General features: G+C 65.5%; 17 protein-coding genes and 1 pseudogene. 5 read left to right on the top strand and 13 right to left on the bottom strand.

Features of this window, described 5'->3' with window-relative positions; translation table 11 throughout:
• Positions 1–134: 134 nt before the first annotated feature.
• The 5 genes from QZ332_RS09240 to QZ332_RS09260 form a co-directional block, all read right to left on the bottom strand.
• A complete protein-coding gene (locus QZ332_RS09240) occupies positions 135–1268 on the bottom strand; it encodes an acyl-CoA dehydrogenase (RefSeq protein ID WP_295764586.1) in 1134 nt (377 codons plus the stop codon).
• Between the two features lie 69 nt (positions 1269–1337).
• A complete protein-coding gene (fabZ, locus tag QZ332_RS09245) occupies positions 1338–1769 on the bottom strand; it encodes a 3-hydroxyacyl-ACP dehydratase FabZ (RefSeq protein WP_295764588.1) in 432 nt (143 codons plus the stop codon).
• 13 nt (positions 1770–1782) lie between these two features.
• Positions 1783–3132, bottom strand: a complete 1350-nt coding sequence (gene gdhA / locus QZ332_RS09250; RefSeq protein WP_295764590.1) for an NADP-specific glutamate dehydrogenase — start codon at positions 3130–3132, stop codon at positions 1783–1785.
• Between the two features lie 48 nt (positions 3133–3180).
• A complete protein-coding gene (locus QZ332_RS09255; protein WP_295764592.1) occupies positions 3181–4356 on the bottom strand; it encodes a pyridoxal phosphate-dependent aminotransferase in 1176 nt (391 codons plus the stop codon).
• 5 nt (positions 4357–4361) lie between these two features.
• On the bottom strand, positions 4362–5834 hold the full coding sequence (locus tag QZ332_RS09260; protein ID WP_295764594.1) for a 4-hydroxyphenylacetate 3-hydroxylase family protein: 1473 nt from the start codon (positions 5832–5834) through the stop codon (positions 4362–4364).
• A 334-nt stretch (positions 5835–6168) separates the two neighbouring features.
• Here QZ332_RS09260 and QZ332_RS09265 point away from each other — a divergent pair, with 334 nt between their 5' ends.
• Positions 6169–7059, top strand: a complete 891-nt coding sequence (locus QZ332_RS09265) for a LysR family transcriptional regulator (RefSeq protein ID WP_295764596.1) — start codon at positions 6169–6171, stop codon at positions 7057–7059.
• Between the two features lie 131 nt (positions 7060–7190).
• Here the strand turns inward: QZ332_RS09265 and nifJ are convergent, their stop codons facing one another.
• From nifJ to QZ332_RS09285, 4 genes are all read right to left on the bottom strand, one after another.
• Positions 7191–10700: a pyruvate:ferredoxin (flavodoxin) oxidoreductase gene (nifJ, locus tag QZ332_RS09270; protein WP_295764597.1), complete on the bottom strand. Its 3510-nt coding sequence runs from the start codon at positions 10698–10700 to the stop codon at positions 7191–7193.
• 237 nt (positions 10701–10937) lie between these two features.
• Positions 10938–11720, bottom strand: coding sequence for an SDR family NAD(P)-dependent oxidoreductase (locus QZ332_RS09275; RefSeq protein WP_295764599.1), 783 nt, complete (start codon positions 11718–11720; stop codon positions 10938–10940).
• Between the two features lie 100 nt (positions 11721–11820).
• On the bottom strand, positions 11821–13302 hold the full coding sequence (locus QZ332_RS09280; RefSeq protein WP_295764601.1) for a sodium:solute symporter family transporter: 1482 nt from the start codon (positions 13300–13302) through the stop codon (positions 11821–11823).
• Positions 13303–13537: 235 nt separating this feature from the next.
• Positions 13538–14329 (bottom strand): HpcH/HpaI aldolase/citrate lyase family protein, encoded by a 792-nt coding sequence (locus QZ332_RS09285; RefSeq protein WP_295764603.1) that lies wholly within the window; start codon positions 14327–14329, stop codon positions 13538–13540.
• Positions 14330–14889: 560 nt separating this feature from the next.
• On the opposite strand from QZ332_RS09285, the gene QZ332_RS09290 reads away from it, so the two are divergent.
• The 4 genes from QZ332_RS09290 to QZ332_RS09305 all read left to right on the top strand — a co-directional run bounded on the left by QZ332_RS09290 (position 14890) and on the right by QZ332_RS09305 (position 21042).
• Positions 14890–15882 (top strand): substrate-binding domain-containing protein, encoded by a 993-nt coding sequence (locus tag QZ332_RS09290; RefSeq protein WP_295764605.1) that lies wholly within the window; start codon positions 14890–14892, stop codon positions 15880–15882.
• Positions 15879–17585, top strand: a complete 1707-nt coding sequence (locus tag QZ332_RS09295) for a sensor histidine kinase (protein WP_295764608.1) — start codon at positions 15879–15881, stop codon at positions 17583–17585. The genes QZ332_RS09290 and QZ332_RS09295 overlap by 4 nt, the downstream gene beginning before the upstream one ends.
• A 5-nt stretch (positions 17586–17590) precedes the next feature.
• Positions 17591–19174 carry a response regulator gene (locus QZ332_RS09300; RefSeq protein WP_295764611.1) on the top strand — a complete coding sequence of 528 codons (1584 nt, stop codon included), beginning with the start codon at positions 17591–17593 and terminating at the stop codon, positions 19172–19174.
• Between the two features lie 230 nt (positions 19175–19404).
• Entirely contained in the window at positions 19405–21042 is a 1638-nt protein-coding gene (locus QZ332_RS09305) for a solute:sodium symporter family transporter (protein WP_295764613.1), read from the top strand.
• A 120-nt stretch (positions 21043–21162) separates the two neighbouring features.
• Here QZ332_RS09305 and gnpA read toward each other — a convergent pair whose 3' ends face one another.
• The 4 genes and pseudogenes from gnpA to QZ332_RS09325 form a co-directional block, all read right to left on the bottom strand.
• Positions 21163–23331, bottom strand: a complete 2169-nt coding sequence (gene gnpA / locus QZ332_RS09310; protein WP_295764616.1) for a 1,3-beta-galactosyl-N-acetylhexosamine phosphorylase — start codon at positions 23329–23331, stop codon at positions 21163–21165.
• 10 nt (positions 23332–23341) lie between these two features.
• Positions 23342–23548, bottom strand: a complete 207-nt coding sequence (locus QZ332_RS09315; RefSeq protein WP_295764619.1) for a DUF6903 family protein — start codon at positions 23546–23548, stop codon at positions 23342–23344.
• Between the two features lie 9 nt (positions 23549–23557).
• Positions 23558–24448 carry a carbohydrate ABC transporter permease gene (locus tag QZ332_RS09320; protein WP_295764622.1) on the bottom strand — a complete coding sequence of 297 codons (891 nt, stop codon included), beginning with the start codon at positions 24446–24448 and terminating at the stop codon, positions 23558–23560.
• Between the two features lie 12 nt (positions 24449–24460).
• A pseudogene (locus QZ332_RS09325) lies at positions 24461–24693 on the bottom strand (sugar ABC transporter permease); the annotation flags it as partial.

The raw sequence follows: 24693 nt of genomic DNA on the forward strand, positions 1-24693 counted from the left end.
CAGCCACCTTGCCGGAGGTATCCGGGACCTGCTTGATGGAAACGATGATCTTCATATTCTCCTATCCCTCCAATATGATCGAGTTTTTGGCATCGGGGCGCCTGCTCCTCGCGCCCGCGGCCGGGAAGCGGGGGTCACAGTCCCAGGTTGGCGGCGATGACCACGTGCTGGATCTCGTTGGTGCCCTCGTAGATCTGCGTGATCTTGGCGTCGCGCATCATGCGCTCCATGGGATAGTCCTTGGTATAGCCGTAGCCGCCGAAGAGCTGCAGGGCCTGTGTCGTGACCCACATGGCGGTGTCCGAGGCGTTGAGCTTCGCCATGGCGGCTTCCTTGCTGCAGCGGATGCCGTGGTCCATCATAGACGCCGCCTGATAGGTCAGGAGGCGGGCGCATTCGATCCTGGTCGCCATGTCCGCCAGGACGAACTGGGTGTTCTGGAATTTGCTGATGGGCTTGCCGAACTGGACGCGGCTCTTGGTGTAAGCGACCGCCTCCTCCATCGCCCCCTCGGCGATGCCCAGGGACTGGGCGGCGATGCCGATGCGCCCGCTGTCCAGGGACTGCATGGCGATCGGGAAGCCCCGGCCCTCTTTGCCCAGCAGGTTCTCCTTGGGGACGATGCAGTCGGTGAAGACCAGCTCCGTGGTCGGGACGCCGTGAAGGCCCATCTTCTCCTCATGCTTCCCCACGGAGAAGCCGGGGAAGCCGCTCTCCACGATGAAGGCGGAGATGCCCCTGTTGCCCTTGGAGGGGTCCGTCATGGCGAAGACCACGAAGATGCCCGCCTCGGAACCGTTGGTGATGAAGCACTTCGCGCCGTTCATGATGTAGCGGTCCCCGTCGAGGACGGCGGTGGTCTGGCTCTTCGAGGCGTCGGAACCGGCGTTGGGCTCCGTCAGGGCGAAGCCGCCCAGCACACTGTGGGTGAGCAGGGGGAGATACTTCCGCTTCTGCTCCTCCGTGCCGTGGGCGTGGATGGGGTCGAAACACAGGCCGTGCCCCGCCACGATATCGCTCGTGGAGGCGCAGACCCTGGCCAGCTCCTCCGTGACGATGGCGGAGGACAGGGTGTCCGCCCCCGCGCCGCCGTATGCCTTCGGGACCGTCATCCCCATGACGCCCAGGCGGAACAGCTTCGCCACGTTTTCCGCAGGATACCTGCTGGTCCTGTCGATCTCCGCGGCGATGGGCTTCACCTCGTTTTCCGCGAAGGACCGCATCATCTTCCGGATCAGCTCCTGCTCTTTGGACAGTGTGAAGTCCACTCTCTTTCAGCTCCTTTCGTTCTCATCCGCTGTGTTCGTACATCCGCGCCGGGGCCCCGGACGGGGCGGTCAGCGCATGGCGATCACGAGGGTCGCCCAGGCCGCGGCCTCCCCGCCTGTGAGCAGCTTCGCGCTGCAGGTGATTTTCGCCTTCCGGGCGTCCACCTCCGTGACCACGGCCTCGGCGGTGACCGTGTCGCCCGGGACGATCTTCTTCGTGAACCTGACCCGGTCGATCCCGGCGAACAGCGGCGTCTTCCGGGCGTACTCTTCCGCGGTCATGATCATGATGTCCGCCGCCTGGGCCATGCACTCCACCGACAAGACCCCCGGCATCACCGGATCTGCGGGGAAATGCCCCTGGAAGATGACCCACTCCGGGTCCACGTAAAAACGGGTCTCGATGCGGCTCATGGGCACCAGGGCCGTGACCGTGTCCACCAAAAGCATGGGCGCGCGGTGCGGCAGCAGGGCCATGACCGCCTGACGATCCATCACCATACCGTCCCTCCTGTCAAAACACGCCCTGGGCCATCATGGCGTCGGCGACCCGCTGGAACCCGGCGATGTTGGCCCCGGACACCAGGTCGTACCCCAGGCCGTACTGCGCCGCGGCTTCCACGCTCATCTTGTAGATGGTGTCCATGATCTGCCTGAGCTGCCGGTCGACCTCCCCGGCGGTCCACACCAGGCGCTCGCTGTTCTGGGCCATCTCCAGGGCGGAGGTCGCCACGCCGCCGGCGTTGACCGCCTTGCTGGGCGCCACGGTCATGTGGGGCTGGGACATCAGCAGCTTCAGCGCATCGTTGGTGGTGGGCATGTTCGCCACCTCGATGTAATACTTCGCGCCGCTCACGATGATGCGCTGGGCCTGGCGATAGTCCACGTCGTTCTGCATGGCGGAGGGCATGCAGATGTCCACCTCCCTGCCCCAGGGCTTCTCGCCGGGGAAGAACTCCACGCCGAACTTGTCCGCGTAGTCCTTCACCTTGTTCCGGCCGCTGTTCCGCATCTCCAGCAGATAGCCGACCTTCTCCTCCGTGACCACGCCGTCGGGGTCGTAGATATAGCCGTCGGGCCCGGAGAGGGTCACGACCTTCGCCCCCAGCTCGGCGGCCTTCTTGCAGATGCCCCAGGTCACGTTGCCGAAGCCCGCGCAGGCGATCGTCTTGCCCTCGACGCTCTCGCCCTCGTGCTTCAGAACGTTCTCCAGGTAGTACACCGCGCCGAAGCCCGTGGCCTCCGGACGGATGAGCGAGCCGCCGTAGCTGAAGCCCTTCCCCGTCAGGACGCCGTTCTCGAACGCCCCCTTCAGGCGGCGGTATTCCCCGTAGAGATACCCGATCTCACGGGCGCCCACGCCCATGTCCCCGGCGGGCACGTCCACGTCGGGCCCGATGTAGCGGTACAGCGCCTGCATGAAGCTCTGGCAAAAGCGCATGATCTCCGCGTCCGACTTCCCCGCCGGGTCGAAGTCGCTGCCGCCCTTGCCGCCGCCGATGGGCAGGCCGGTGAGGCTGTTCTTGAAGGTCTGCTCGAAGCCCAGGAACTTGATGATGCCGGGATACACGTCCTTCTGGAACCGCAGGCCGCCCTTGTACGGGCCGATCGCCCCGTTGAACTGGCAGCGGTAGCCGATGTTCGTGTGGAACCCCCCTCGGTCGTCTTCCCACACCACACGGAACGTGAACATCCGCTCCGGCTCCACCATGCGGCCCAGCAGGTCCGCCTCCTCATATTCAGGGTGCTTCTCGACGACCGGCTCCAAGGAGGAGAGGACCTCCTCCACGGTCTGGACGAACTCCGGCTCGTTGGCGTGCCGGACCTTCACATGTTCGATCACACTGGAAAGATACGTATTCATAGCGGATGCCTCCCTATCTTCATAAACATCGGGGACGGCCGGTCCCCCTCATCTCAGGTCCGGGTAAGCGCTCAGGACATACTCCCGGATCCGCCGGACGGCCTCCTCCAGGTTCTCGTCCGAGTTCGCGAAGACCAGCCGGATATACCCCTCGCCCATGCTGCCGAAGGCGGAGCCGGGCACCACCACGACGCGGGCCCCCTTCAAAAGCTCCTCGGCAAACTCCTGGGAGCTCTTCCCGAACGCCTTGATGTTGGCGAAGGCGTAGAAGCTGCCCGCGGACTTCTTGCAGGAAAAGCCGGGGATGGCGTTGATGCCGTCGATCAGGATGTCCCGGCGGCGGGTGTAATCCGCCACCATCTCCCTCACGCAGTCCGTGCTCCGCAGGGCCTCCGCCGCCGCGGCCTGGGAGAAGGTGGACACGCAGGAGACGACGCCCTCCTGGAGGTTCGCCATCCTGGAGACGTAACCCGCCGGGGCCAGCAGGTATCCGATCCGCCAGCCGGTCATGGCGTAGGACTTGGAGAAGCTGTTCAGGACGACCACGTTGTCCCGGACCTCCGGCACCTGGGCCATGCTGAAGGGCACGGCCCCGTCGTACACGATCTGGTCATAGGGCTCGTCGGAGAAGACCCACAGGTCATGCTTTTTGACCACCTCCGCGATGGCCAGGATATCCTCCTTCGTCAGCACCGCGCCGGTGGGGTTGCAGGGGGAGTTCAGGATGATGGCCTTCGTCCGGGGCGTGACGGCCTCCTCGATGTCGGCGGCCCGGATCCGGTAGCCGTTCTCCTCATAGGTGGGCACGGGCACCGTGGAGGCCCCCACGATGCTGGCCTGCCCGTAGTAGTTCGGGAAGCAGGGGTCCGAGACGAGGATCTCGTCGCCGGGATCCACCAGGGCCATCAGGGCCAGGGTCAGGCCCTCCAGCGCGCCCACGGTGATGATGACGTTGTCCGCCGTATAGCCGTCCCAGTACCGCTTGTACAGCTCCGCCACCTTCTCGCGCAGCTCGGGGAGCCCCGCGTTGGGCGCGTAGTGGGTCATGCCCTCGTCGATCGCCTTTTTCGCCGCGTCCTTGATGTACCGGGGCGTATCGAAATTGGGCTCGCCCACGGTCAGCTTGATGGCCTCCGGGTACCGGGCCGCCAGATCGAACATCCGGCGGATGCCGGAGGCGGGATAATCCTGCGCCAGGGCGGAAAACCTCAATGCCTTTTCCATAACGGTCACTCCTTTCCATCCGTGCCGGCGCTCCCGCACCGGCCCACGCCCGCGATGTTGGCCGCGAACGTCTTCTTCCCCTCCAGTCCGGAGAGCTTCGCGTACATGACCTTCTGCGCCTGGGGGGAGCCCGCGCCGTGCATGGACTCCACCAGGGCGGTGCCGCCGGTCATGTTCTCCAGCAGCCGGCCCACCCGCATCCGGTCCTCCGTGGGGATCCCGGCGGCGCCCTGGAGGTATTTCTCCACATAGCCGCCGATGTCCGGATCCCTCAGGTCGGACTCTGAGGGCATCGTGGCGACGATCCCGCCGCCGATGTCCTGGGCCAGACGGTCGATGTCATAGATCAGCCGGGTGACGTTGTGCTTGCCCACGTTCGCCAGCAGCTGGTCCACGAAGTACGCGCCGGAGGGCGTGGCCTTCCCCATGCACGAGGCCGCCAGGGAGCAGGCGTACAGGGTCTCTTCCATGTGGATCATCTCGTTGAGCTTCTCCTTGATGTGCCCGGCCTTCCCATAGCCGCTGTAATCCGCCATCAGGGCCGCGGCCCCGATGACCACATCGGAGACGCCGCTCTTGCACCCGCCGTAGTTGGAGCGGTGGTAGCAGGCGAACCGCTCCACCAGCAGGCCGGAGAACTGGTATTCGCCGCACAAGAACACGTCCTCCCAGGGGACGAACACGTTGTCCAGCACCGTGAGGCACTCGCCGCCCACCACGCCGTATTGGGCGTTCCCCTGGTCGACGGCCCCCTCCAGCTTCCGGTCGTCGTTGGTCTGCCGCCCGAAGATGTGGACCACGCCGGGGGCGTCCACGGGGACGGCGCAGGACACCGCGTAATCCGCCTCGTCCTCCTTCATCGCCATGGTCGGCATGATGAGCATCCAGTGGGAGTTGACCATGCCGGTCATATGGGCCTTGGCCCCCCGGATCACGATGCCGTCCTCCCGGCGCTCCACGACATGCACGAACATATCCGGGTCCCGCTGCTGGCCGGGGCGGAGGCTCCGGTCCCCCTTCACGTCGGTCATGGCCCCGGCCACCATCAGGTCGTTGTCCTGGACATCGGTCAAGAACCGTTTGAAGCGCTCGTGATAGCCGGTGCCCATGGCCTGGTCGCACTCATAGGTCACGGAGTAGACCGCGTTCATGGCGTCGAAGCCCACACAGCGCTGATAGCAGGTGCCGGTCTTTTGGGAGATCAGCCGCAGCATCCGGATCTTCTTGATGAGGTCGTCCGTGGACTGGTGGATATGGGTGAAGCGGTTGATCTTCCGGCCGGTGAGATGGGAGACGGCGGTGCACAGGTCCTCGTGCTCCTTCGACCCCGCCAGGGCGTAGGTCATGGCGGCGGAGTTCACATGGCCCCGGATGAAGGGGTGGTCTATGAGCGTCCGGCTGTCCTGGAGTTCTCCTTTGATGTACACCTTGATGTCCCGTTCCCGCAGGCTGTCCTTATATTCCTGAGCAGTTTTCATGATCGATCATTTCTCCTAAATCGTTTTTCAGATCCATCGGGGCGGCATCCGGACGGCCATGGGACGCCGCCGGGCCCCCTCCTCCGTCCCGGCCGGGGCCGCGGCGTCCGGCCCCCTCTCTCCGGGAGCGCCGGTCATATCTACAAAATATCAGCAAAACCCCCTCCTGTAAATCTCTTAAAAATACACGCTCATTGAAAAGTCTTGCGCGGATATATCCTCTACACCGCTTGAATTTTTTTCGGTTTTACATATAATGAAAGCAGCGCATCCCTTCGGGACGATCCCCTTTGCCGCGCCGCACCCGTTCTGTGGACCTTTTGGGAGATATGTTATGACACTTGCCGATTACACGACGTTCACCGCCATTGCCGAATGCAAAAACCTGACGCTGGCCGCGGACCGGCTGCACCTGACGAAATCCGCCGTCAGCCACGCCGTCGCCAGGATGGAAAACGAGCTGGGGCTCCCCCTCTTCTACCGGACGCAGAAGGAGTGGATCTTGACGGAGTCCGGGGAGAAGCTGCTCCCCTTCGCCTACTCCGTCATCCGCGAGGACAGCCGCTTCACGGAGGTGGTCCGGGAGATCCACGGCCTGACCTCCGGCCGCGTCACGCTGGGGGCCTGCTCCAGCACCTGCATCAACTGGGTCCCCCACATCCTCAACGGCTTCCGGGAGCTCTATCCCAACATCGAGATCTGGATGAAGGGCGGCGCCAACAACACGCAGATCATCCGGTATCTGGACGACAACGAGATCGATCTTGGCATCGCGGCCGCCGAGCCCACCCCCGATCTGGAGGTCATCGAGCTGTACGAGGACGAGATGCTCTGCATCACCAACCAGTCTTATACCGCCCGCGATCCCCGCCACATCTCCACGGAGGAGCTCCGCAGCCTCCCCCTGCTCTTACAGTCGGGGGACTTCGGGGAGGAGGCGCTGGCCGTCCTGGCGGCGCTGGGCGTCCCCGCCGACCCGCATTACACCACCTTCGACGACGCCAGCCTGGTCGCCATGGTGTCCGGAGGGCTGGGCTACTGCATCGTCGGGAAGCTGGTCATGAAGGGCATCTCCTCCCCGGTGAACATCTACTCCTTCGATCCGCCCCAATACCGCTACCTCTCTCTGCTGTACAACAAGCGCATCATGCTCTCCCCCGCGGGGAAGGCGCTGAAAAACTACATCGTGAAGTATATCAAGGACTACCCCGAATACACGCTTTGACCGCCGCCGTTCGAAGGAGCGGGCGCCCCTCTGTGGATAGGCAGAAGGGCGCCCGCTTGCTTCCTTGGGGACCGGACCGCAGGCGCGGCCCGGCCCCCGAGAGAGGGAGAGCATCTTGGGGCCCCTGCCGTTTACTTGCGCCCGCTGAGATCGGCGTAGGACCGATAGCGGTCCTGGGCGGACCGCTCCGCCTCCTCGAAGAGCGTCCGGGCCCGCTCGGGGAACTTGGCCTCCATGGAGGCGTACCTGCGCTCGGAGCGGAGGAAGTCCAGATAGGTCCCGTCCGGCGCTTTGGAATCCAGGGTGAAGGGGTTCTCCCCCTCGGCGGCGCGCCGGGGGTCGTAGCGGTAGAGGTGCCAATAACCGGCCTCCACCGCCCGCTTCATCTCCAGCTGGGTGTTGCTCATGCCGCCCGGGATGCCGTGGGCCGTGCAGGGGGCGTAGGCGATGACCACGGAGGGGCCGGGGTAGGACTCCGCCTCCCGGATGGCCCGCAGGGTCTGGGCCGGGTCCGCGCCCATCGCCACCTGGGCCACGTAGATGTAGCCGTAGCTCATCAGCATCATGCCCAGGTCCTTCTTCTTCGTGGACTTGCCGGAGGCGGCGAACTGCGCGACGGCCCCCAGGTTTGTCGCCTTCGACGCCTGGCCGCCGGTGTTGGAATAGACCTCCGTGTCCATGACCAGCATGTTGATGTCCCTGCCGGAGGCCAGGACATGGTCCAGCCCGCCGAAGCCGATGTCATAGGCCCAGCCGTCGCCGCCGAAGGCCCACACGGACTTCTTGGCCAGGAACTCCCGGCCCTCCCGGATGGAGGCGACCGCCTTCCGGACCTCCTCCGCGTCCGTTTGGACCGTCTCCAGCGCCGCCAGCAGCGCGTCGGTACAGGCCCTGGACTCGGCGGCATGTTCCCGGCTGTCCAGATACGCCTTGCAGGCCTCCGGGGCGATGCCGGCGTCCCGCACGGTCTCCACCGCCTTGACCAGCTCGCCGTTGACGGCGTCGTGGGCCTGGAGGAAGCCGTAGGCGAACTCCGCCGTATCCTCGAACAGCGACTGCTCCCAGGGCGGGCCGAAGCCGCGCTCATCCTTGCAGTAGGGCGTGGAGGGCAGGCAGCCGCCGTGCGCCGCCGTACAGCCGGAGGCGTTCGCGATGTACATGTGGTCGCCGAACAGCTGCGTCACCATCCGGACATAGGGCGTCTCGCCGCAGCCCGCGCAGGCGGGCGGGAACTCATAGTAGTGCCGTCCGAACTGCAATCCCTTGAGGGTCTCCTTGTTGACGGCGTCGTCCTTCACCCTCACCGTCTCCGTAGCGAAGGTCCAGTTGCCGGCCTGGGCCGCCTGCTGGTCGAAGGGGGCCATCTTCAGCGCCCGGACCTTGTCGGGGCAGGCGTTCACGCAGCAGCCGCAGCCCAGGCAGTCGTAGGGGGACACCTGGATGCGGAAGCGGTACCTGCCCAGGCCCGCGCCCTTCGCCGGCACCGTCTCGAAGGCGGCGGGGGCGCGCTGCTGTTCCTCCTCGTCCACCAGCACCGCCCGGATCGCCGCGTGGGGGCACACCACGGAGCACCGGCTGCACTGGATGCAGGCGGCGCTGTCCCACACGGGGACCTGGACCGCGTCGCCCCGCTTGTCATACCGGGAGGTGCCGCTGGGCCATGTCCCGTCCACCGTGCCGTATCTCTGGAAGACGGACACCGGCAGGCGGTCCCCCTGCATCCGGTCCATGGGCACCACCAGGTCGTGGAGGAAGTCGTGCACGCCGGTCTCCGCGTTCTCCTCCAGGGGGGCGTCCCGCCAGCTGTCCGGGACGTCCACGCGGGTCAGCGCCCCGATGCCCGCGTCCACGGCGGCGCAGTTCTTGTCCACGACCTCCTGCCCGGCCTTGATCAGATAGGTGTCCCGGATCGCCTCCTTCATGGCCCGGACGGCCTGCTCCATGGGGATGATGTCCGCCAGTTGGAAGAAAGCCGCCTGGAGCACCGTGTTGGTGCGGCCGCCCAGCCCCAGCGCCATGGCGGCCGAGGACGCGTCGATGGTATAGAACCGGGCCTTTTTCTCCGCCAGCGCCCGTTTCAGGCTCCCGGGCAGCTTCCGCTCCAGCTCGCTGCCGGACCAGGCGCAGTTCAAAAGATAGGTGCCGTTGGGCTTCAGATCGGCGGCGGTGTCGAACTTCTCGATGTAGGCGGCGTTATGCACCGCCACGAGATCCGCCTGCTGCACCAGATAGGTGGAGCGGATCGGCTCGTCGCTGAAGCGCAGGTGGGACTGGGTCACGCCGCCGGATTTCTTGGCGTCGTAGGCGAAGTACGCCTGGGTATACTTGGACGTCAGGTCGCCGATGATCTTGACGGAGTTCTTGTTCGCGCCCACGGTCCCGTCGCCGCCCACGCCCCACAGCTTGCAGGCGGTCTCGCAGTCCCTGCTGATGTCCACCGGGCGGCAGGGCAGAGAGGTGAACGTCACGTCGTCCACGATGCCGATGGTGAAGCCGTTCTTGGGGTCCGCCTTGTCCAGCTCGTCGTACACGGCGATCAGCTGGGAGGGCGTGGTATCCTTCCCGGACAGGCCGTACCGCCCGCCCACGACGGCGTCGAACGCCCGGCCCGAATCCGCCAGCACCGCCTTGACGTCCAGGAACAGCGGCTCCCCCACGGAGCCGGATTCCTTCGTCCGGTCCAGGACGGCGACCTTGGTCACCGTCTCGGGCATCGCGCGCAGGAAGTGCTTGGCCGAGAAGGGCCGGAACAGGTGGACGGAGATCATGCCCACCTTCCGCCCCCGGCCGTTCAGGTAGTCCACCACCTCCCGCAGCGTCTCCGTGGAGGAGCCCATGGAGACGACGCACTGGACCGCGTCCGGAGCGCCGTAGTACGCATAGGGCGCGTAGTCCCGGCCGGTCAGCTTATTGATCTCATCCATGTAATGGGCGACGATATCCGGGATGGCGTCGTAATGCCCGTTGGACGCCTCCCGGCCCTGGAAGAACGTCTCCCCCGTGGCCGTGGTCCCGCGGATGCAGGGATGCTCGGGGTTCAGGCTGTCCTTCCGGAACGCCCGGATCTGGTCGAAGTCCACCAGGGGCCGGAGGTCCTCCGGGTCCAGGACGTCGATCTTCTGCATCTCGTGGGAGGTGCGGAAGCCGTCGAAGAAGTGCAGGAAGGGATGCCGGGCCTTGATGGCGGCCAGGTGGGCCACAGTGCCAAGATCCATGGCCTCCTGCGGGCTGGAGGAGGCCAGCATCGCGAGCCCGATCGTGCGGCAGGCCATGACGTCTGAGTGGTCGCCATAGATGGACCACATGTTCTGCGCCACCGACCGGGCGGCGACGTGGAACACCCCCGGCAGATGCTCCCCGGCGATGCGGAACATCGGCGGGATCATCAAGAGCAGGCCCTGGGCGGCGGTATAGGTGGTGGTCAGCGCGCCGGCCTGCAGGCTGCCGTGGCAGGTGCCGGCGGCCCCCGCCTCCGACTGCATCTCGATGACCTTCACAGGCTTGCCGAACAGGTTCTCCCTGCCCTGGGCGGCCCACTCGTCCACGACCTCCGCCATCTGGGAGGAGGGCGTGATCGGGTAGATCGCCGCCACCTCCGTGAAGGCATAGGATGCGTGAGCGGCCGCCATATTGCCGTCCATAACGGCCTTATGACCCATAAGATCGACTCCTTTCGTTTTTGAAGCTCGGACCGCGGGACGGTCGCAGGCCATCATACGGATGGACAGCGTCCCCCGCCGCCCATCCGCATGATGGCCGGGATCCCGGCCGCCGTCCCACGGCCCGCCGGCAGTCTCGGGGGACGCCTCCGGGGGAGCGGCGGTCATATGGACCGTATCCTCAACGGCCGGTCCCTCTCCGCGTCCCCGCGGGGACGCTCATTTCCGGTTCTCGGTGCACCAGCCGCCGTAGGCCGTCCAGCCGCCGTCCACGCAGCACACCGTGCCCGTGATATAGCTCGCCTCGTCGGAGGCCAGGAACAGCGCCAGGTTGGCCACTTCCTCCACCGTCCCATAGCGGTGCATCGGCGTGCGGCTGAAGATGTCCTCGTCGCTGTAGCCGCCGGAGACCTGGTCGCCGGCGTTCATGTCGGTGGCGATGAAGCCCGGCGCCACGGCGTTCACCCGGACGTTCTCACGGGCCCATTCCACGCCCAGCAGCTTGGTCATGCCCACGACGGCCGCCTTCGCGGTGCTGTAAGCCGCCCGGCCCGCCGTGCACTCCAGGCCGAAGATGGAGGCGATGTTGACGATGGAGCCGCCGCCCTGCTTCAGCATCTGGGCCCCCGCCGCCTGGGAGCAGAAGAACACGCCGATGGCATTCGTGTCCATCACCGCCCGGAAATCCTCCTCGGAGAGCTCCACGGCGGGCTTGATGCGGTTGATCCCCGCGTTGTTCACCATGACGTCCACCGAGCCGTACTTGGCGGCGACGGTCCTGACCATGTCGTCGGCGACTTCCTTTTTGGAAACGTCGCCCACGTAGGAGCCCACCTTCTCGAAGCCCTTGCCCTTCAGGGCCTCCACCGCCTCCCGGGCGTTCTCTTCCCTGCGGGAATTAACGATCACCACCGCGCCCTCCCGGGCGAACCGCTCGGCGATGCCGAAGCCGATGCCCTTGCTGGACCCGGTAATGATGCACACCTTGTTTTCCAGTCTCATGATCATGATCCTCCTTAAATTTGGGAACCGATATGGCCGTCCCTCCGCCGCCGGGGCCGCGCAAGATCCGCGCCGTCCCGGGCGCCGGAGGCCGGCGCGCTCACTTCGCCAGGGTATCGTCCTTCTCCTTGAACACGACATTGCATACGATTGTCACCACCACGATCAGCGGGAAGATCACCAGGGACTCGCGGGAGGAGACGAAGCCGACGAAGGCCTCGGGGAACACGCCCGCGCTGATCATATTGCTGAAGATCACGAAGCCGATGGAGCCGATCAGGCCGCCGGCGAAGCAGCCCTCCAGGGTCATCTGCTTGCGGAAGAACAGCATCATGACCAGGGTCGGTCCGAACATGGAGCCCAGGCCGATATACGCGTACTGCACGCCGCCGAAGATCGTATCCGGACGGAGCAGGGCGCCCAGGACCGCCAGGACCGCCACGACGATGACCATCAGCTTCGACAGCTTGAAGAGCTTCTGCTCCTCCACGTCGCCCTTCTTGATGAGGTTCTTGTAAATGTTGACGCAGAAGGTGTTGACGGCCTCCAGGAACTGGGAGTCCGCCGTGGACATGGTGGCGGCCAGGATGCCCGCCAGGACGATGCCGGTGAACAGGGGGCTGGTCAGGTTGTTCAACACGACGAAGATCGTATCCTGCGAGCTCTCGATCGTATCCCCGAACAGGACCCGGGCGCCCATGCCGATCATGATGGGCAGCACCATGCGGATGCCCTGGAAGAACGTGGCGATCAGGCCGGCCTGATAGCAGTCCTTCTTGGAGGCGGTGGCCAGCCAGCGCACGGCGGCGTGGGGCGCGCCCAGGAAGCACAGCGCGCTGGAGATCCAGGCCAGGATATACAAAACGATGCCGCTGGAGCTGAACGTGCCCTTCCAGCCGCCGTAGTTGTTGCTGATCTCCCCGATGGCCTGGACATAGGCCCCGATGCCGCCGCATTTGGCGACCACGATGAAGACCAGCGCGATCAGGCTGCCCACGACGGCGATGGACTGGATGAAGTCGGTCCAGACGACCGCCTTGAACCCTCCCAGGTAAGTATAGAGGATCACGATGCCCGCGCCGATCAGCAGCGCCGCGTTGTGCGAGATGGCGCCGTCCGTCAGGTTCACGAAGGTGGTCCCGATGGCGTTGAACTGGGACCCCGCATACATGAACATGAAGTAGAACGTGGCGATGGCCAGCAGGGCGGCATAAGCGGTCTTCAGCTTCTTTTTCTTGTCGTCGAACTCGTTGACCAGGACCTCCGCGAGATTGATGGCCCCGGTGGCGGCGGCGCGGTCGCGGAAGCGGGGCGCCACGTAGGACCAGATGAACCAAGTGGTCAGGACCACAGGCACCGCGTACCACAGGGTGACCACGCCGTCGGTATAGCCCTGGCCGATCCAGCCCAGCCACAAAAAGGCGCTGGCGATGCTGGTGGCCTCGGAGAAGCCCAGGACCCAGCCGGACATGCTCCTCGATCCGGTGGCGAACTCGTCGAACGTCTTCTTGCTCTTGCGCTCAGAGACGATGCCGACAAGGACCAGGATAATAAAGTAACCGATCAATCCTATCCAAATCATCTTTCTACCTCCTAATTCCTTTCCTTTTCCGTGTGGTCAGCTCCGGTCAGTCCGTCACCCGTCCTTCCTGCTCTTGAAATAGTCGAATATCGAGAGGTAGAACCCCAAGAACGACAGGATGAACATCACATAGAAACTCATAAGACCCTCCTTTCCTCATACGAAGCCTGAAAAATATCCACACTCCCTCCCCGCTGTCCTGACGCCGTCCCCGCGGGGAAAGAACGCTCCGTGCTCAGCGTCCGCCCGCGGCGAAACGTTCGATCTCCTCCCTCATGGCGTCGGAGGTCTTCCTGGAATAGTCCGCGTACATCCCCACGTCCGTCGAGCACGTCAGGTACCGGACGCCCTTCTCCAGCCAGTGGGGGAGGAGCTCCGGCCGCTTGACGAAGATGCCGGCGGCGGCGCCCCGCTCCGCGCAGGCCCGGAACACCTTGTCCAGCAGCTCCACGACCTTGGGATGCTGCATCTGGCCCGGGACCCCCAGAGATTCCGACATATCGTTGGGCCCGCAGAACACCACGTCGATGCCGGGGACCTCCAAGATCTCCTCGATGTGCTCCGCCGCCCAGACGTTCTCGACGTGGACCGCCACGAGGACTTCCTCGTTAGAGGTCCGCATGTGCTCGTCGAACGGGATCGTGGAGTACCCGGCGGCCGCGGTGTAATTGCACATGCCCCGGCTGCCCAGGGGATGGTATCGGGCGGCCCGGCAGACCTCCCGGACCTGCTCCAGGCTGGTCAGCTGGGGGATCTGGATCCCGTCCGCGCCGGCGTCCAGGGCCCGCATGGCCTGCACCGGGTCCGGGCCGGGGATCCGGACGATGGGGCTGAGCCCCACGGACCGCGCTGCCCGGATCATGTTGGAAACGTCCTCCATCGTGTGGATGCCATGTTCCACGTCGATGATCGCGAAGTCCCAGCCGGTCTGTCCCAGTATCTCCATCGAGATGCTGTTCATCCGCACGAACGTGCCGATCGCAGGCCGCCCGGCCCGCAGCTTTTCCTTGACAGCATTTTTCCTCATCTTCGCCTCACCTCTCTCAGTCAAGTTCCGCATGTTCAAAATGTACAGTATTTTGTACTATAGACTAAAAAAATTATATATTTTGCGTATGCTTTTGGCAAGTTCAACAATTTCAATGGATGTTGAAAAACATTTTACGTACTTTTCAAAACCTAGCCGATACATATGATATTTGGCCCATATCCAAGGAAAACGGCCTCTTTTCGCGTCCGGATATCCGGCCGGTCTCCCGCCCGGTCCCCGGGGGATCCCACGGTGGGTGGCGCTCCGGACCGGATCGGGACAGCCGGAGGCGCGTCCGATCTTCGAAGTCCGCCGCGGCATGAGCGGAAAAAAAGACGCCTCCCGGCGTCCGGCGGGATCCCCCGTCCCCTTTTGTCCCGCACCATCTATACAAAGATCCCAGATCATGCTATAGTGAGGAACGATGAAGGCGCGCGCCCTGTCCGGGCAGATCCGGCGGAGCACAGGCCGCGCATAGAGGGACCCTATCCCGTGCGCGGTCCGTCCGGAGCGGCGCTCCGGACCGCGGTCCTCACGATCTTAGGAGGCGAAGACAGATGGTCTCGAACGAACGCCGGTCCCCCCGCATACCGCCGTCCGCAGGCGGATGCGCCCGGGGCGCCGCCCTCCTGGCGGCGCTGCTCGCCCCCCTCCTGCTGCTGTCCGCCTGCGGGGGGCCGGACCGCCAGGCGGAGGAGGAGCGGTACGTGGTCGGCGTGGTGACGAAGTCCGGTTCCAGCGAATACTGGATGACCCTGCGCCGGGGGATGGAGACGGCGGCGGCGGAGCTGGGGATGGACCTCATCATCCTCTCCCCGGATTCCGAGGCCCGAGCGGACGTCCAGGCCAAAATGGCCCAGGCCCTGGTCGAGCGGGACGTGGACGCCATCGCGGTCTCCCCCATCGATTCCTACAGCCGCCCCGGATACTTCGACACGGCGGCGGGGAAGGGCATCCCCGTCATCTCCTACGACACCGGCTTCGCGGAGCTGGACGTCCCCTACATCGGGATCGACAACCGGAAGGCGGGCGACGCCCTGGCGGGGCACCTGGCGGAGGCCCTGGGCCACGAGGGAGAGGTCGGCGTCGTCACCGGCGGCCTGGAACAGCTGAGCCACCGCCAGCGCATGGAGGGCTTCATCGCCCGCATGGAGGACGAGCCCGGGATGAAGGTCGTCTTCGTGGAGAGCGGGTACAGCAACCTCCAGATGTCCGAGAGGAAGATCCGCCGGATCCGGGCGGCCCACCCCCTGATCGAGGGGATCGCGGCCACCAGCGCGGTGACCGCCCTGGGCATCGCCGAGGGCCTGGAGGACGACGCGGTCAAGATCGTCTCCATCGACATCCAGAAGGACGCGCTGGAGGCCGTCCAGGACGGCAGGATCGCCGCCCTGATCGCCCAGTCCGGCTATGAGATCGGCTACCGCACGATCCAATACATCGACCGCCTCCGCTCCGGGACCGCGGAGCCTTCCGGCGAGATCCTGGACGCGGGCGTCTTGACGGCGGAGAACGTGGGGGACTATATGGAGAGGGAATATCAGGAATGAGGAGCATCCGAAGCAAGGTATTCGCGGCGATCTTACTGACCACCCTGACCACGGCCCTGGCGGTGACCCTCTTCTCCTACCGCAGGTCCGCCGGGATGATCGAGGAGGACTATACCGCCGCCCTGGGCCAGGAGACCGCGCGGACGGCCGAGACCATCGACCGGATGTTCCTGGGGGCCTATCACACCCATATCCACGCCGCCTGTGACCCCTCGCTGCGGGAGGCGCTCCTCGCCTATCTGGCGGAGGGCGACGAGGGGCGGCTGGAGGGGTGCGCGGAGATCCTGCGGACGTTCTGCCGCCAGGACGCCTCCATCAGCTCGCTGTACCTCCTGATACCGGAGGCCGGGGTCCTGGTCACGTCGGAGGACTACCCCGTCTACAAAAAGGGCGTCCCGGCGGAGGACATGGCCCCGGCGGTCCGTCTGGCGGAGTCCGCCGGCGGGCCGGCCCTCCTGCGGGACGCCGTCCACCACGCCCCCGATGTGGTCAGCTTTTCCGAGGCCGTGGAGGATGAGGCCGGGACCGCGAGAGGATACCTCCTCTCGAACATCAAGGAGCGGACCTTATACTTCGATTACATCGCGCGGCTCGGCAGCGGCGCGGTCCGGGAGGCGGTGCTGCTGGACCGGGACGGCCGGACCGTCACCTCCCTGGGGCAGGCGGGCTCCGCGGCCTATGAGGCCTGGCTCTCCCGGGGCGGCGGCGCCGGGGCGGACGGGGACTATCTCTACAGCTTCGAAAAAGCGCCCTTCTCCCAGTGCGGCCTCCTGCTCATCGCGGAAAAGGGCGCGGTGCTGGACGCCCTGCGCCAGACCCGCCGGGACTACGCCGTGATACTGGCGGTCTTCCTCCTGCTGTCCCTGATCCCCGCCATGTACCTGACCGGCGCGATCTACCGCCCCCTGGGCAGGCTCACCGACGCCATCCGGGAGGTCTCCGCCGGGGATCTGGAGACCCGGATCGACATCGCCTCCGGTGACGAGACCGAGGTCCTGGCCAGGGAGTTCAACCAGATGCTGGGGAAGCTGGAGGAGCTGATCGGGCAGCTCCTGGAGGAGGAGCAGCGGAAGAAGGACGCGGAGCTGGAGGCCCTCCAATACCAGATCACGCCGCACTTCATGTACAACACGCTGAACGCCATCAAGTGCTCGGCACTGCTGAAGGGCGAGCGGGAGCTGGGCGGCACGATCGAGGACTTCATCGAGCTGCTCCAGGCCTGCGCCAGCAAGAAGGGCGCGTTCCTGACCGTGGCGGAGGACATCCATATCCTGGAGCGTTACATCCGCCTCCAGGAGTTCCGGTACGACGGGCAGTTCTCCATCCGCTACGAGATCGCCCCGGAGGCCCGGGACTGCCTGGTGCCCAGGCTGGTCCTCCAGCCCCTGGTGGAGAACGCCCTGCTCCACGGCCTGGACATGAAGGCCCGGGACGGGGAGCTGACGATCCGCGCCGAGACGGCGGACGGCATCCTCTACCTGCGCGTCCAGGACAACGGGCGGGGCATGACCCCGGAGCAGATCGACCGCCTCCTGCACAGCGAGGTCCGCAAGACCCGGGGCCTGACCGCCGTCGGCGTGCCCAACGTGCGGGACCGGCTGGCGCTGTACTACGGGGACCGGGCGGGGCTCCGCTATGAGAGCGGCGAAACGGGGACGGCGGCGGTGATCCACCTGCCGGCCGTCCCGGAAGGAGAGCGGTGAGGCGCATGAAAAGGACCATGATCGTCGACGACGACCACCTGGTGCGGAGCTATCTGAAGATCCTCCCCTCCTGGGAGCAGGCCGGCTTCCAGATCGTGGCCGACGCGCGGGACGGGGAGGAGGCCCTCAGCATCTTGGAGGGCACGGAGATCGACCTGCTGGTCACCGACGTCTCCATGCCCCTGCTGAACGGGATCGAGCTGATCCGCAGGATCCGCCAGGCGGACCGGCAGATCTACATCATCGCGCTGAGCTGCCACGACGAGTTCGGCTACGTGAAGGACGCTTTGAAGGAAGGGGCCGACGACTATGTCCTGAAAAACACCCTGAACGAGGATTCCCTCCGCCAGCTCCTGGAGTCGGCGGCCCGGGAGATGGAGGAGCGGGCCCGGCGGCACGAGGAGCGCACCCGGGTCCAGCGGCTGGCCCGGGCGGGGGACCACCAGATGAAATACGCGTATTTCAGCCGGGTCGTCGGAGAGGCCATGGCCCCGGACGAACAGGAGCGGGAGCGGCGGCGGGCCGGGCTCCGCGCGCCCTTCCGGAACTGCGGGGCGGTGTGCATGCGTCTGGAAGCCTGGGAGGGCGAGCCGGGGAGCACGCCCCACCCCGGGCGGCGGCGGTACTGCCAGGACTTCCTGCGCCGCCTGCCGGAGGCCCCGGCGGGCCCCCTCGCGGACGGCGGTGGCCGCTTCGAGATCGTATACTGGGGGAAGGGCCTGTTTTACGGCTTCCTGGACCTGTCCGACCTCCGGGACGGCAGCGCCATGCGGCAGGAGCTGGGCCGGGCGGCGCTGGCCTGCGCCAATGTCTGCGGCGCCGAGCCCTATCCCTTCGCCATCGGCGTCAGCAGTCCCTGCATCGGCGGGGACGCTGTCCGGACCGCTTACCGGCAGGTGAACGAACTGATGAAGCTCCACTTCTACGAGCGGCGCGAGGTCTTGTACTATGACGCCGGCAGGAAGACCGGCGCCCGGATCCCGGCGGAGGCCGGGGCCCTGCTGGCGGACGCCGAGGGATACCGGCGGCGGGAGGACCCGGAGGGCTTCCTGGCCGCCTGCATGGAGGCCGCGGAGAGCTTCCGGCGGGAGCTGGTGGACGAGCGCCTGGTCCGGCAGTGGCTCCGGGAGCTGGAACAGCGGATGGGCCTCTCCCCGGAGGAGGGCCCGGGGCCCCTGTCCAGCATGGAGGCGGTCCGGCAGCGGCTGGAGGCGGACGCCCGGCGGCTGTACAAGGGCCGGGGCGATCCCATCCCCGAGGGCGTCAGCCGGACGGTGAGCGCCGCGGCGGAGTTCGCCAGGAGCCGCTATAAAGAGCCCATCGGCCTGACGGAGGCCGCCCAGGCGGCGGGGGTCAACCCCACTTACCTGAGCTATCTCTTCCGGAAGGAGATGGGCATCGGGTTCTCCAATTTCCTGCTGAACCAGCGGATCGAATGCGCCATGGCGCTGCTGCGGGGGACCAACCTGAAGGTCCGGGAGGCGGCGGAGCGCTCCGGCTTCCACGATTACCACTACTTCGCCAAGGCGTTCAAAAAGATCAACGGCCTCAGTCCGGCGGAATACCGGAAGAAGGCGGCAGAGGACTGACGTCCCGGACGGGACGCCGGTCCTCTTTTTCACGCCTAAAGATAAGACACAAAAAAACGGCCGCGGAGGCGCCGGACGGGCCTCCCGCTAAAGAAAATGCCCCCAAACCTAAAAAAAGGCCAACCCTCCCCGCCCGCCTCTCCTTGTATAATATCACTAGATGGAAGATCTGACCGAGGGCCACATATAGAGGGAATGTGGGAAACAAAGAAACGAAAGGGGTCCCAAGCATGCTGCTGACTGTCATCGAATTCGTAGGGTTCACCGTACTCGTCGCGGTCCTCTCCTGGTGGAAGACCAAGGATGAGGACCTGTCGTCCAAGGAGGGCTATTTCCTGGCGGGCCGGGGGCTCCCGGGCATCGTCATCGCCGGCTCCCTGATGATGACCAACCTGTCGGCGGAGCAATTGGTCGGCACCAACGGCCAGGCGTTCTCCGGCTCCATGAGTTCCATGGCCTGGGAGGCCACCTCCGGCTTCGCCCTGCTGGTGCTGGCCTTCGTCATCCTGCCCCGGTTCCTGAAGGGCGGCATCGCCACCATCCCCCAGTTCTACCAGATGCGCTACGATACCTTCACCATGCGCATGTTCTCCTGCATGTTCCTGATCGCCTACGTGGTCACCATGCTCCCCACGATCCTCTACTCCGGCTCCGTGGCCCTGGCGAAGATCTTCAACATCGAGGAGATGTTCGGCGTCAGCTATTTCTGGGCCATCCTCCTCGTCTGCTTCTCCACCGGCCTCATCGGCATGGCCTACTCCGTCTTCGGCGGGCTGAAGGCCGTGGCCTATTCCGACACCATCAACGGCGTGGGGCTGATCATCGGCGGCTTCGCCGTGCCCATCCTGGGCATCTTCGCCCTGGGCCGGCTGGGCGGGGGCGGCGGCAGCTTCTCCGAGGGCCTGCACTACCTGCTGACCACCACGCCGGAGAAGATGAACGCCTGGGCGGAGCCCACCTCCGTGGCCCCTTACGTGCCCTGGCCCCTGCTGTTCACCGGCATGTTCGTCAACAACATGTTCTACTGGGCCACCAATCAGTCCATCATCCAGCGCTCCCTGGGCGGCCGGGACCTGGCCGAGGCCCAGAAGGGCGCCATCTGGGCGGGCTTCTTCAAGTGCCTGGACGTGTTCGTCATCGTGCTCCCCGGCATCATCGCCTATCAGCTGCTCACCGCCCAGGGCGCCATCGACACCTCCGTCGGCTCCGCCGGCGACCAGGCGTATCCCCTGCTGGTGATGGAGGTCATGCCCCCCGCCATCATGGGCTTCTTCGCCGCCGTCATGTTCGGCGCGATCTTGTCCTCCTTCAACTCCGTGCTGAACTCCTCCTCCACCATCTTCGCCCTGGACATCTGGCAGCCCATCTGGGGCAAGGACGCCGACGCGGAGAAGACCGTGAAGATCGGCAAGTACTTCGGACTGATCGTGGGCGTCGTCTCCATCTTCATCTCCCCCTTCGTCATGTACTTCGGCACCGGCATCATGAACTTCATCAACGAGTGCTGGGGCTTCTTCTCCATGCCCATCCTGCTGGCCGTGCTCTTCGGTCTGCTGAGCAAGAGGGTCTCCCCCATCGCGCCCAAGATCACGGTGCCGGTACATATCGTCCTTTACGGCGCCACCAAGGTCATCCCCTTCTGCCAGGAGTGGCATTACCTGTACTGGGTCTTCTTCTGCTTCGTGGTGGAGGCCATCATCTACCTGATCTGCATCAAGGCCGCGCCCCGCAAGACCGACTGGGTGATGCCCGACGCCAAGGTCATGGATATGACCGCCTGGAAGACGGGCAAGTTCTGGGCGGTGGTCAGCGTCGTCGTCATCGTCGCGATGTACGTCGTCTGCTCTCCCCTGGTGCTCGGCGCCTGAGGCTTGCCCGGGGGCGGGCCCCCGCCGCGCGCTCCCCGGCACGAAAAATGGCCCTGCCCGGTCCCGCGAGTCCCATGGACTCGTTCGGACCGGGCAGGGCCTTCGTTGTCCCGTCATCCCTCAGATGTCGTACCAGCGGATCTCGTTCGGCTCCAGCTCCAGGGAGAAGCTGGACCCGTCCCCCCGGTATACGGCGGCGGACTGGGGCTCGCAGGTGTCGTTCACCACGCAGAACCTGCCGCTCCCCACATAGGCGTGGACCTCCACGCAGCAGTTGGACGAGGCCCACTCCGTGAGGCGGCCCTCCCCATGGGAGGCCCACAGGACGGCGCGGTACAGCAGGCGGCTGTTCTCGAGGGAGTAGGGCAGGCCGGAGAGGTAGACGCTCCGCCCCTGCCCGAAGGCGTTCACCGCCAGCTGGACCTCCCGGTCCCGCTGGATCAGGACCTCCGCGCCCTCCAGGGCGTAGACGTTCCGCTGTCCCTCGCCGAAGTCCACCGGGGCGGCGGCGTCCGCCAGGATGAAATGCCCCGGGTGCTCGTCCCAGTTGTATTTGTCATAGCCCAGCGTGAAGCCGGTCTCCTCCTCTACGCCCAGCACCTGGGCCAGCTGGAAGTACCGCCCCTGATACTGGTGCCCGGAGGGCTCGCCCACGCCGATCAGGCCGCCGCCCTCCCAGACGAAGCGCTTCACCGCGGAGGAGATCTCCGGATCCTCCCAGACCGCGCCGCCGGTGTGGGCGGTGTCGCCGCCGCCGATGTTCAGCAGGACGTCGACGCCGTCCAGGACATGGGGGTCGGCCTTCAGGTCGTCGAAGCTCAGGAAGCGCACGTCGAAGGGCGCGCCGGACAGGGCCTCGATCACGCCGGCGTAGGAGTAGTTCTGCTTTTGATACAGCGCGTGATGGACCATGTGGCATCCCCAGGACCTGGCCCGGCCCCAGCAGTTCAGCACCGCCACCGTCTTGGCGCACCAGGGCTCCGCCCCGGCGATGCGCTCGTACAGCTCCCGGAACTCTTCGCAGACGGACTCCACATAGTCGATGAACGCCGGGAACCGGCAGGCCAGCTTCAAATACCCACCGTAGCCGATGCGGTCGATGGGCCTGCGGAGGATGGCCCGGCGGGCCGCCGTCCAGTTCTCCCGGGCCTCCCGGACGGGGTCCCCCCCCTCGTGGAAGGTGTCCGGGAAGAAGTAGGGCAGGAAGCGCCCCTCCGTGTACCGCACGCCCGGGATGTCGGAGAGCAGGCGCAGGGTGGATCCGTTGCCCACGCTGCCCACCACCGCGTCCAGGCCGATGGAGCGGAACTCCTCCAGATAGGGCTCCGTGCCGATCCAGTGGTCCCCCAGGAACATCATGGCCTCCTTCCCAAGCGCGTGGGTGAGGTCCACCATCTCCTTCGCCAGGGCGGCCACCTCCCGGCGCTGGAAGGCGCAGAAGTCCTTGTACTCCTTGGAGGGGGGGCGATACTGATTGTTATAATACCCCTGATCGATCACGAATTCCGGCCGGAACCGGTATCCGGCTTCCCGCTCGAACCGCTCCAGGACGTAGGGCGAGACGGAGGCGGAGTAGCCGTACCAGTCCACGTACTTCTCCCGCTTCAGCTCGTCGAAGATCAAGGTGAACTGATGGAAGAAGGTGGTATAGCGGATCACGTCCACATAGGGGTGCTCCTCGATGAACCGGCGCAGGCGCTCCATGGTGAACGCCCGGGTCTTGGGCTGGCGGACGTCGAAGGTGATCTGATGCTCGACCCCCTCCCAGCGGTTCGTCACGGCGTTGTACATGTGGACCGGATCCCAGATGAGATAGGCCAGGAAGCTGACGGTGTAGTCATGGAAGGGCTCCGGGGCGGGGACCTCCACGCAGCCGCTCCCGGCGTCATAGCGCCAGCGCTCAGGGGGCAGGGGCTGTCCCGTGGTCCGGTCCATGACCTCCCACCAGCGCCGGATGTCGTCCCGGTCGTTGACCTGCAGCAGTTCGCTGCTGACGCCCTCCAGCAGCGGGATGGACAGCGGCCCCCCCGCCGCCGTGCGGGGCCTGGTCTGCAGGTAGCACTGCTGGACCTCATCCGGGTTCGCCCTGGCCCAGGCGTTGTCCTTGCGGGTGGTATAGTAAGTGGCGTAGACCTTGGCCCCGGCGGACTTCAGCTCCTCCGGGAAGTCCGTGCCGTCGCAGTCCCGGATGGCGTCCGCCCCCCAGCGCTCCAGCAGGGCCAGGGTCTCGGGCACCACGTCCACGTCCGTGGGGATGGTCACCCGTCCTTTGGTTCGTCCTTCGCTCATATCGGGCACCTCACAGTCCGGGGCCTTTGCCGCCCTCGAAGGGCTTATTGTAGACCATCAGCGCCGCCAGCAGCAAGATCACGCCCACGATCATCAGCCCCAGGCCGGACAGCTCCCCTGTCCGCCTCCAGCCGCAGATGACCAGGGCCAGTCCCGCGAAGAAAAATGCGGCGATGAACAGCGCCCGAAGGCCGGTATGCTCTTTCCAAAAACGCATCGTTGCACCTCACCCTTTCAGTCCGCCTACCGTCATGCCCTGGGTCAGCTTCTTCTGCACGCACATATAGAGGATCAGCGTGGGCAGCATCACCAGCACCAGGCCCGCGTACAAGATGCCGTACTGGGCCGAGGACTGCTGGGCCTGCATCAGGTTCAAAAGGCCCACCGGCAGGGTCTTCTGGCCGGTAGCGCTGCTCATCAGCGTCATGGAGATGATGTACTCGTTCCAGAAGGAGAGGAAGTTGAAGAGGATGATGGTGATGATGGAGGGCTGGGCCATGGGGAAGATGATGCGGATCATGGCCTGTCCATAGCCCGCGCCGTCGATGTAGGCGGCCTCCTCGAAGTCATGGGGCAGGGTGGCGAAGTAGCCGGAGAGGAGGTAGATGGTGAACGGCAGGGCCGTGGAGGCATAGACCACCGCCAGCACCACCAGGTTGTTCAGCAAAAACCCGTTCCCCAGCAGGCCCTTCAGCCACGCGTCCCCGTCCCGGAGCATCAGGAAGATGGGCACCACGATGTAGTTCACGTTGATGAACAGCCCCGCCATGAAGCAGGTGTTCAGGAAGCGGCTCCCCCGGAAGCGGAACCGGGCCAGGCAGTAGGCCGCGGGCAGGGCGATCACCAGCAGCAGCACCAGGGACAGCGCCGTCACCAGCACGGAGTTGAGCATATAGCTGCCCATGCTGGCGGAGTTCCAGGCGTCCACGAAGTTCTGCCAGTAGAACCCGGCGGGCAGGGCCCAGGGGTTGCCGTAGAACTCGCTGTTCTGCTTGATGGAGGCCAGGAACACCCAGGCCACCGGCACGAGGATGACCACCGCCAGGGAGATCAGCACCACATAGATGAAGATCTTATACAGCGTCTCGCCGGAGAGGCCCTTCTTATCTCTCGTCATGTCGCCGCCTCCTCACATTTCCAGCACTTCCCGCTTCGTCACCCAGTTCACCAGGGCGGAGAGCAGGAAGGAGAACAGGAAGATCACCACGCCCGCCGCCATGGAGTAGCCGTAGAGCCCGGCGTCCTTCTGGGCGTACATGAAGCTCAGGCCCACGTCGGCCATGCCCTTGGCCACCATGGCCTTGACGAAGAGGAAGGCCATGTTGATGGTGGAGATGATGAAGAAGGTCAGCGTGGTGCGGA

This window comes from uncultured Oscillibacter sp. (genome assembly GCF_910584465.1).
Classification (GTDB): domain Bacteria; phylum Bacillota; class Clostridia; order Oscillospirales; family Oscillospiraceae; genus Oscillibacter.

What these genes read in the sequence shown, in the direction of transcription:
- QZ332_RS09295 (WP_295764608.1), top strand. Translation starts at nt 15,879, where the DNA reads ATGAGGAGCATCCGAAGCAAGGTATTCGCGGCGATCTTACTGACCACC.
- QZ332_RS09315 (WP_295764619.1), bottom strand. Translation starts at nt 23,548, where the DNA reads ATGCGTTTTTGGAAAGAGCATACCGGCCTTCGGGCGCTGTTCATCGCC.
- nifJ (WP_295764597.1), bottom strand. Translation starts at nt 10,700, where the DNA reads ATGGACGGCAATATGGCGGCCGCTCACGCATCCTATGCCTTCACGGAG.
- QZ332_RS09255 (WP_295764592.1), bottom strand. Translation starts at nt 4,356, where the DNA reads ATGGAAAAGGCATTGAGGTTTTCCGCCCTGGCGCAGGATTATCCCGCC.
- QZ332_RS09305 (WP_295764613.1), top strand. Translation starts at nt 19,405, where the DNA reads ATGCTGCTGACTGTCATCGAATTCGTAGGGTTCACCGTACTCGTCGCG.
- QZ332_RS09275 (WP_295764599.1), bottom strand. Translation starts at nt 11,720, where the DNA reads ATGAGACTGGAAAACAAGGTGTGCATCATTACCGGGTCCAGCAAGGGC.
- gdhA (WP_295764590.1), bottom strand. Translation starts at nt 3,132, where the DNA reads ATGAATACGTATCTTTCCAGTGTGATCGAACATGTGAAGGTCCGGCAC.
- gnpA (WP_295764616.1), bottom strand. Translation starts at nt 23,331, where the DNA reads ATGAGCGAAGGACGAACCAAAGGACGGGTGACCATCCCCACGGACGTG.
- fabZ (WP_295764588.1), bottom strand. Translation starts at nt 1,769, where the DNA reads ATGGTGATGGATCGTCAGGCGGTCATGGCCCTGCTGCCGCACCGCGCG.
- QZ332_RS09265 (WP_295764596.1), top strand. Translation starts at nt 6,169, where the DNA reads ATGACACTTGCCGATTACACGACGTTCACCGCCATTGCCGAATGCAAA.
- QZ332_RS09300 (WP_295764611.1), top strand. Translation starts at nt 17,591, where the DNA reads ATGAAAAGGACCATGATCGTCGACGACGACCACCTGGTGCGGAGCTAT.
- QZ332_RS09290 (WP_295764605.1), top strand. Translation starts at nt 14,890, where the DNA reads ATGGTCTCGAACGAACGCCGGTCCCCCCGCATACCGCCGTCCGCAGGC.
- QZ332_RS09260 (WP_295764594.1), bottom strand. Translation starts at nt 5,834, where the DNA reads ATGAAAACTGCTCAGGAATATAAGGACAGCCTGCGGGAACGGGACATC.
- QZ332_RS09320 (WP_295764622.1), bottom strand. Translation starts at nt 24,448, where the DNA reads ATGACGAGAGATAAGAAGGGCCTCTCCGGCGAGACGCTGTATAAGATC.
- QZ332_RS09280 (WP_295764601.1), bottom strand. Translation starts at nt 13,302, where the DNA reads ATGATTTGGATAGGATTGATCGGTTACTTTATTATCCTGGTCCTTGTC.
- QZ332_RS09285 (WP_295764603.1), bottom strand. Translation starts at nt 14,329, where the DNA reads ATGAGGAAAAATGCTGTCAAGGAAAAGCTGCGGGCCGGGCGGCCTGCG.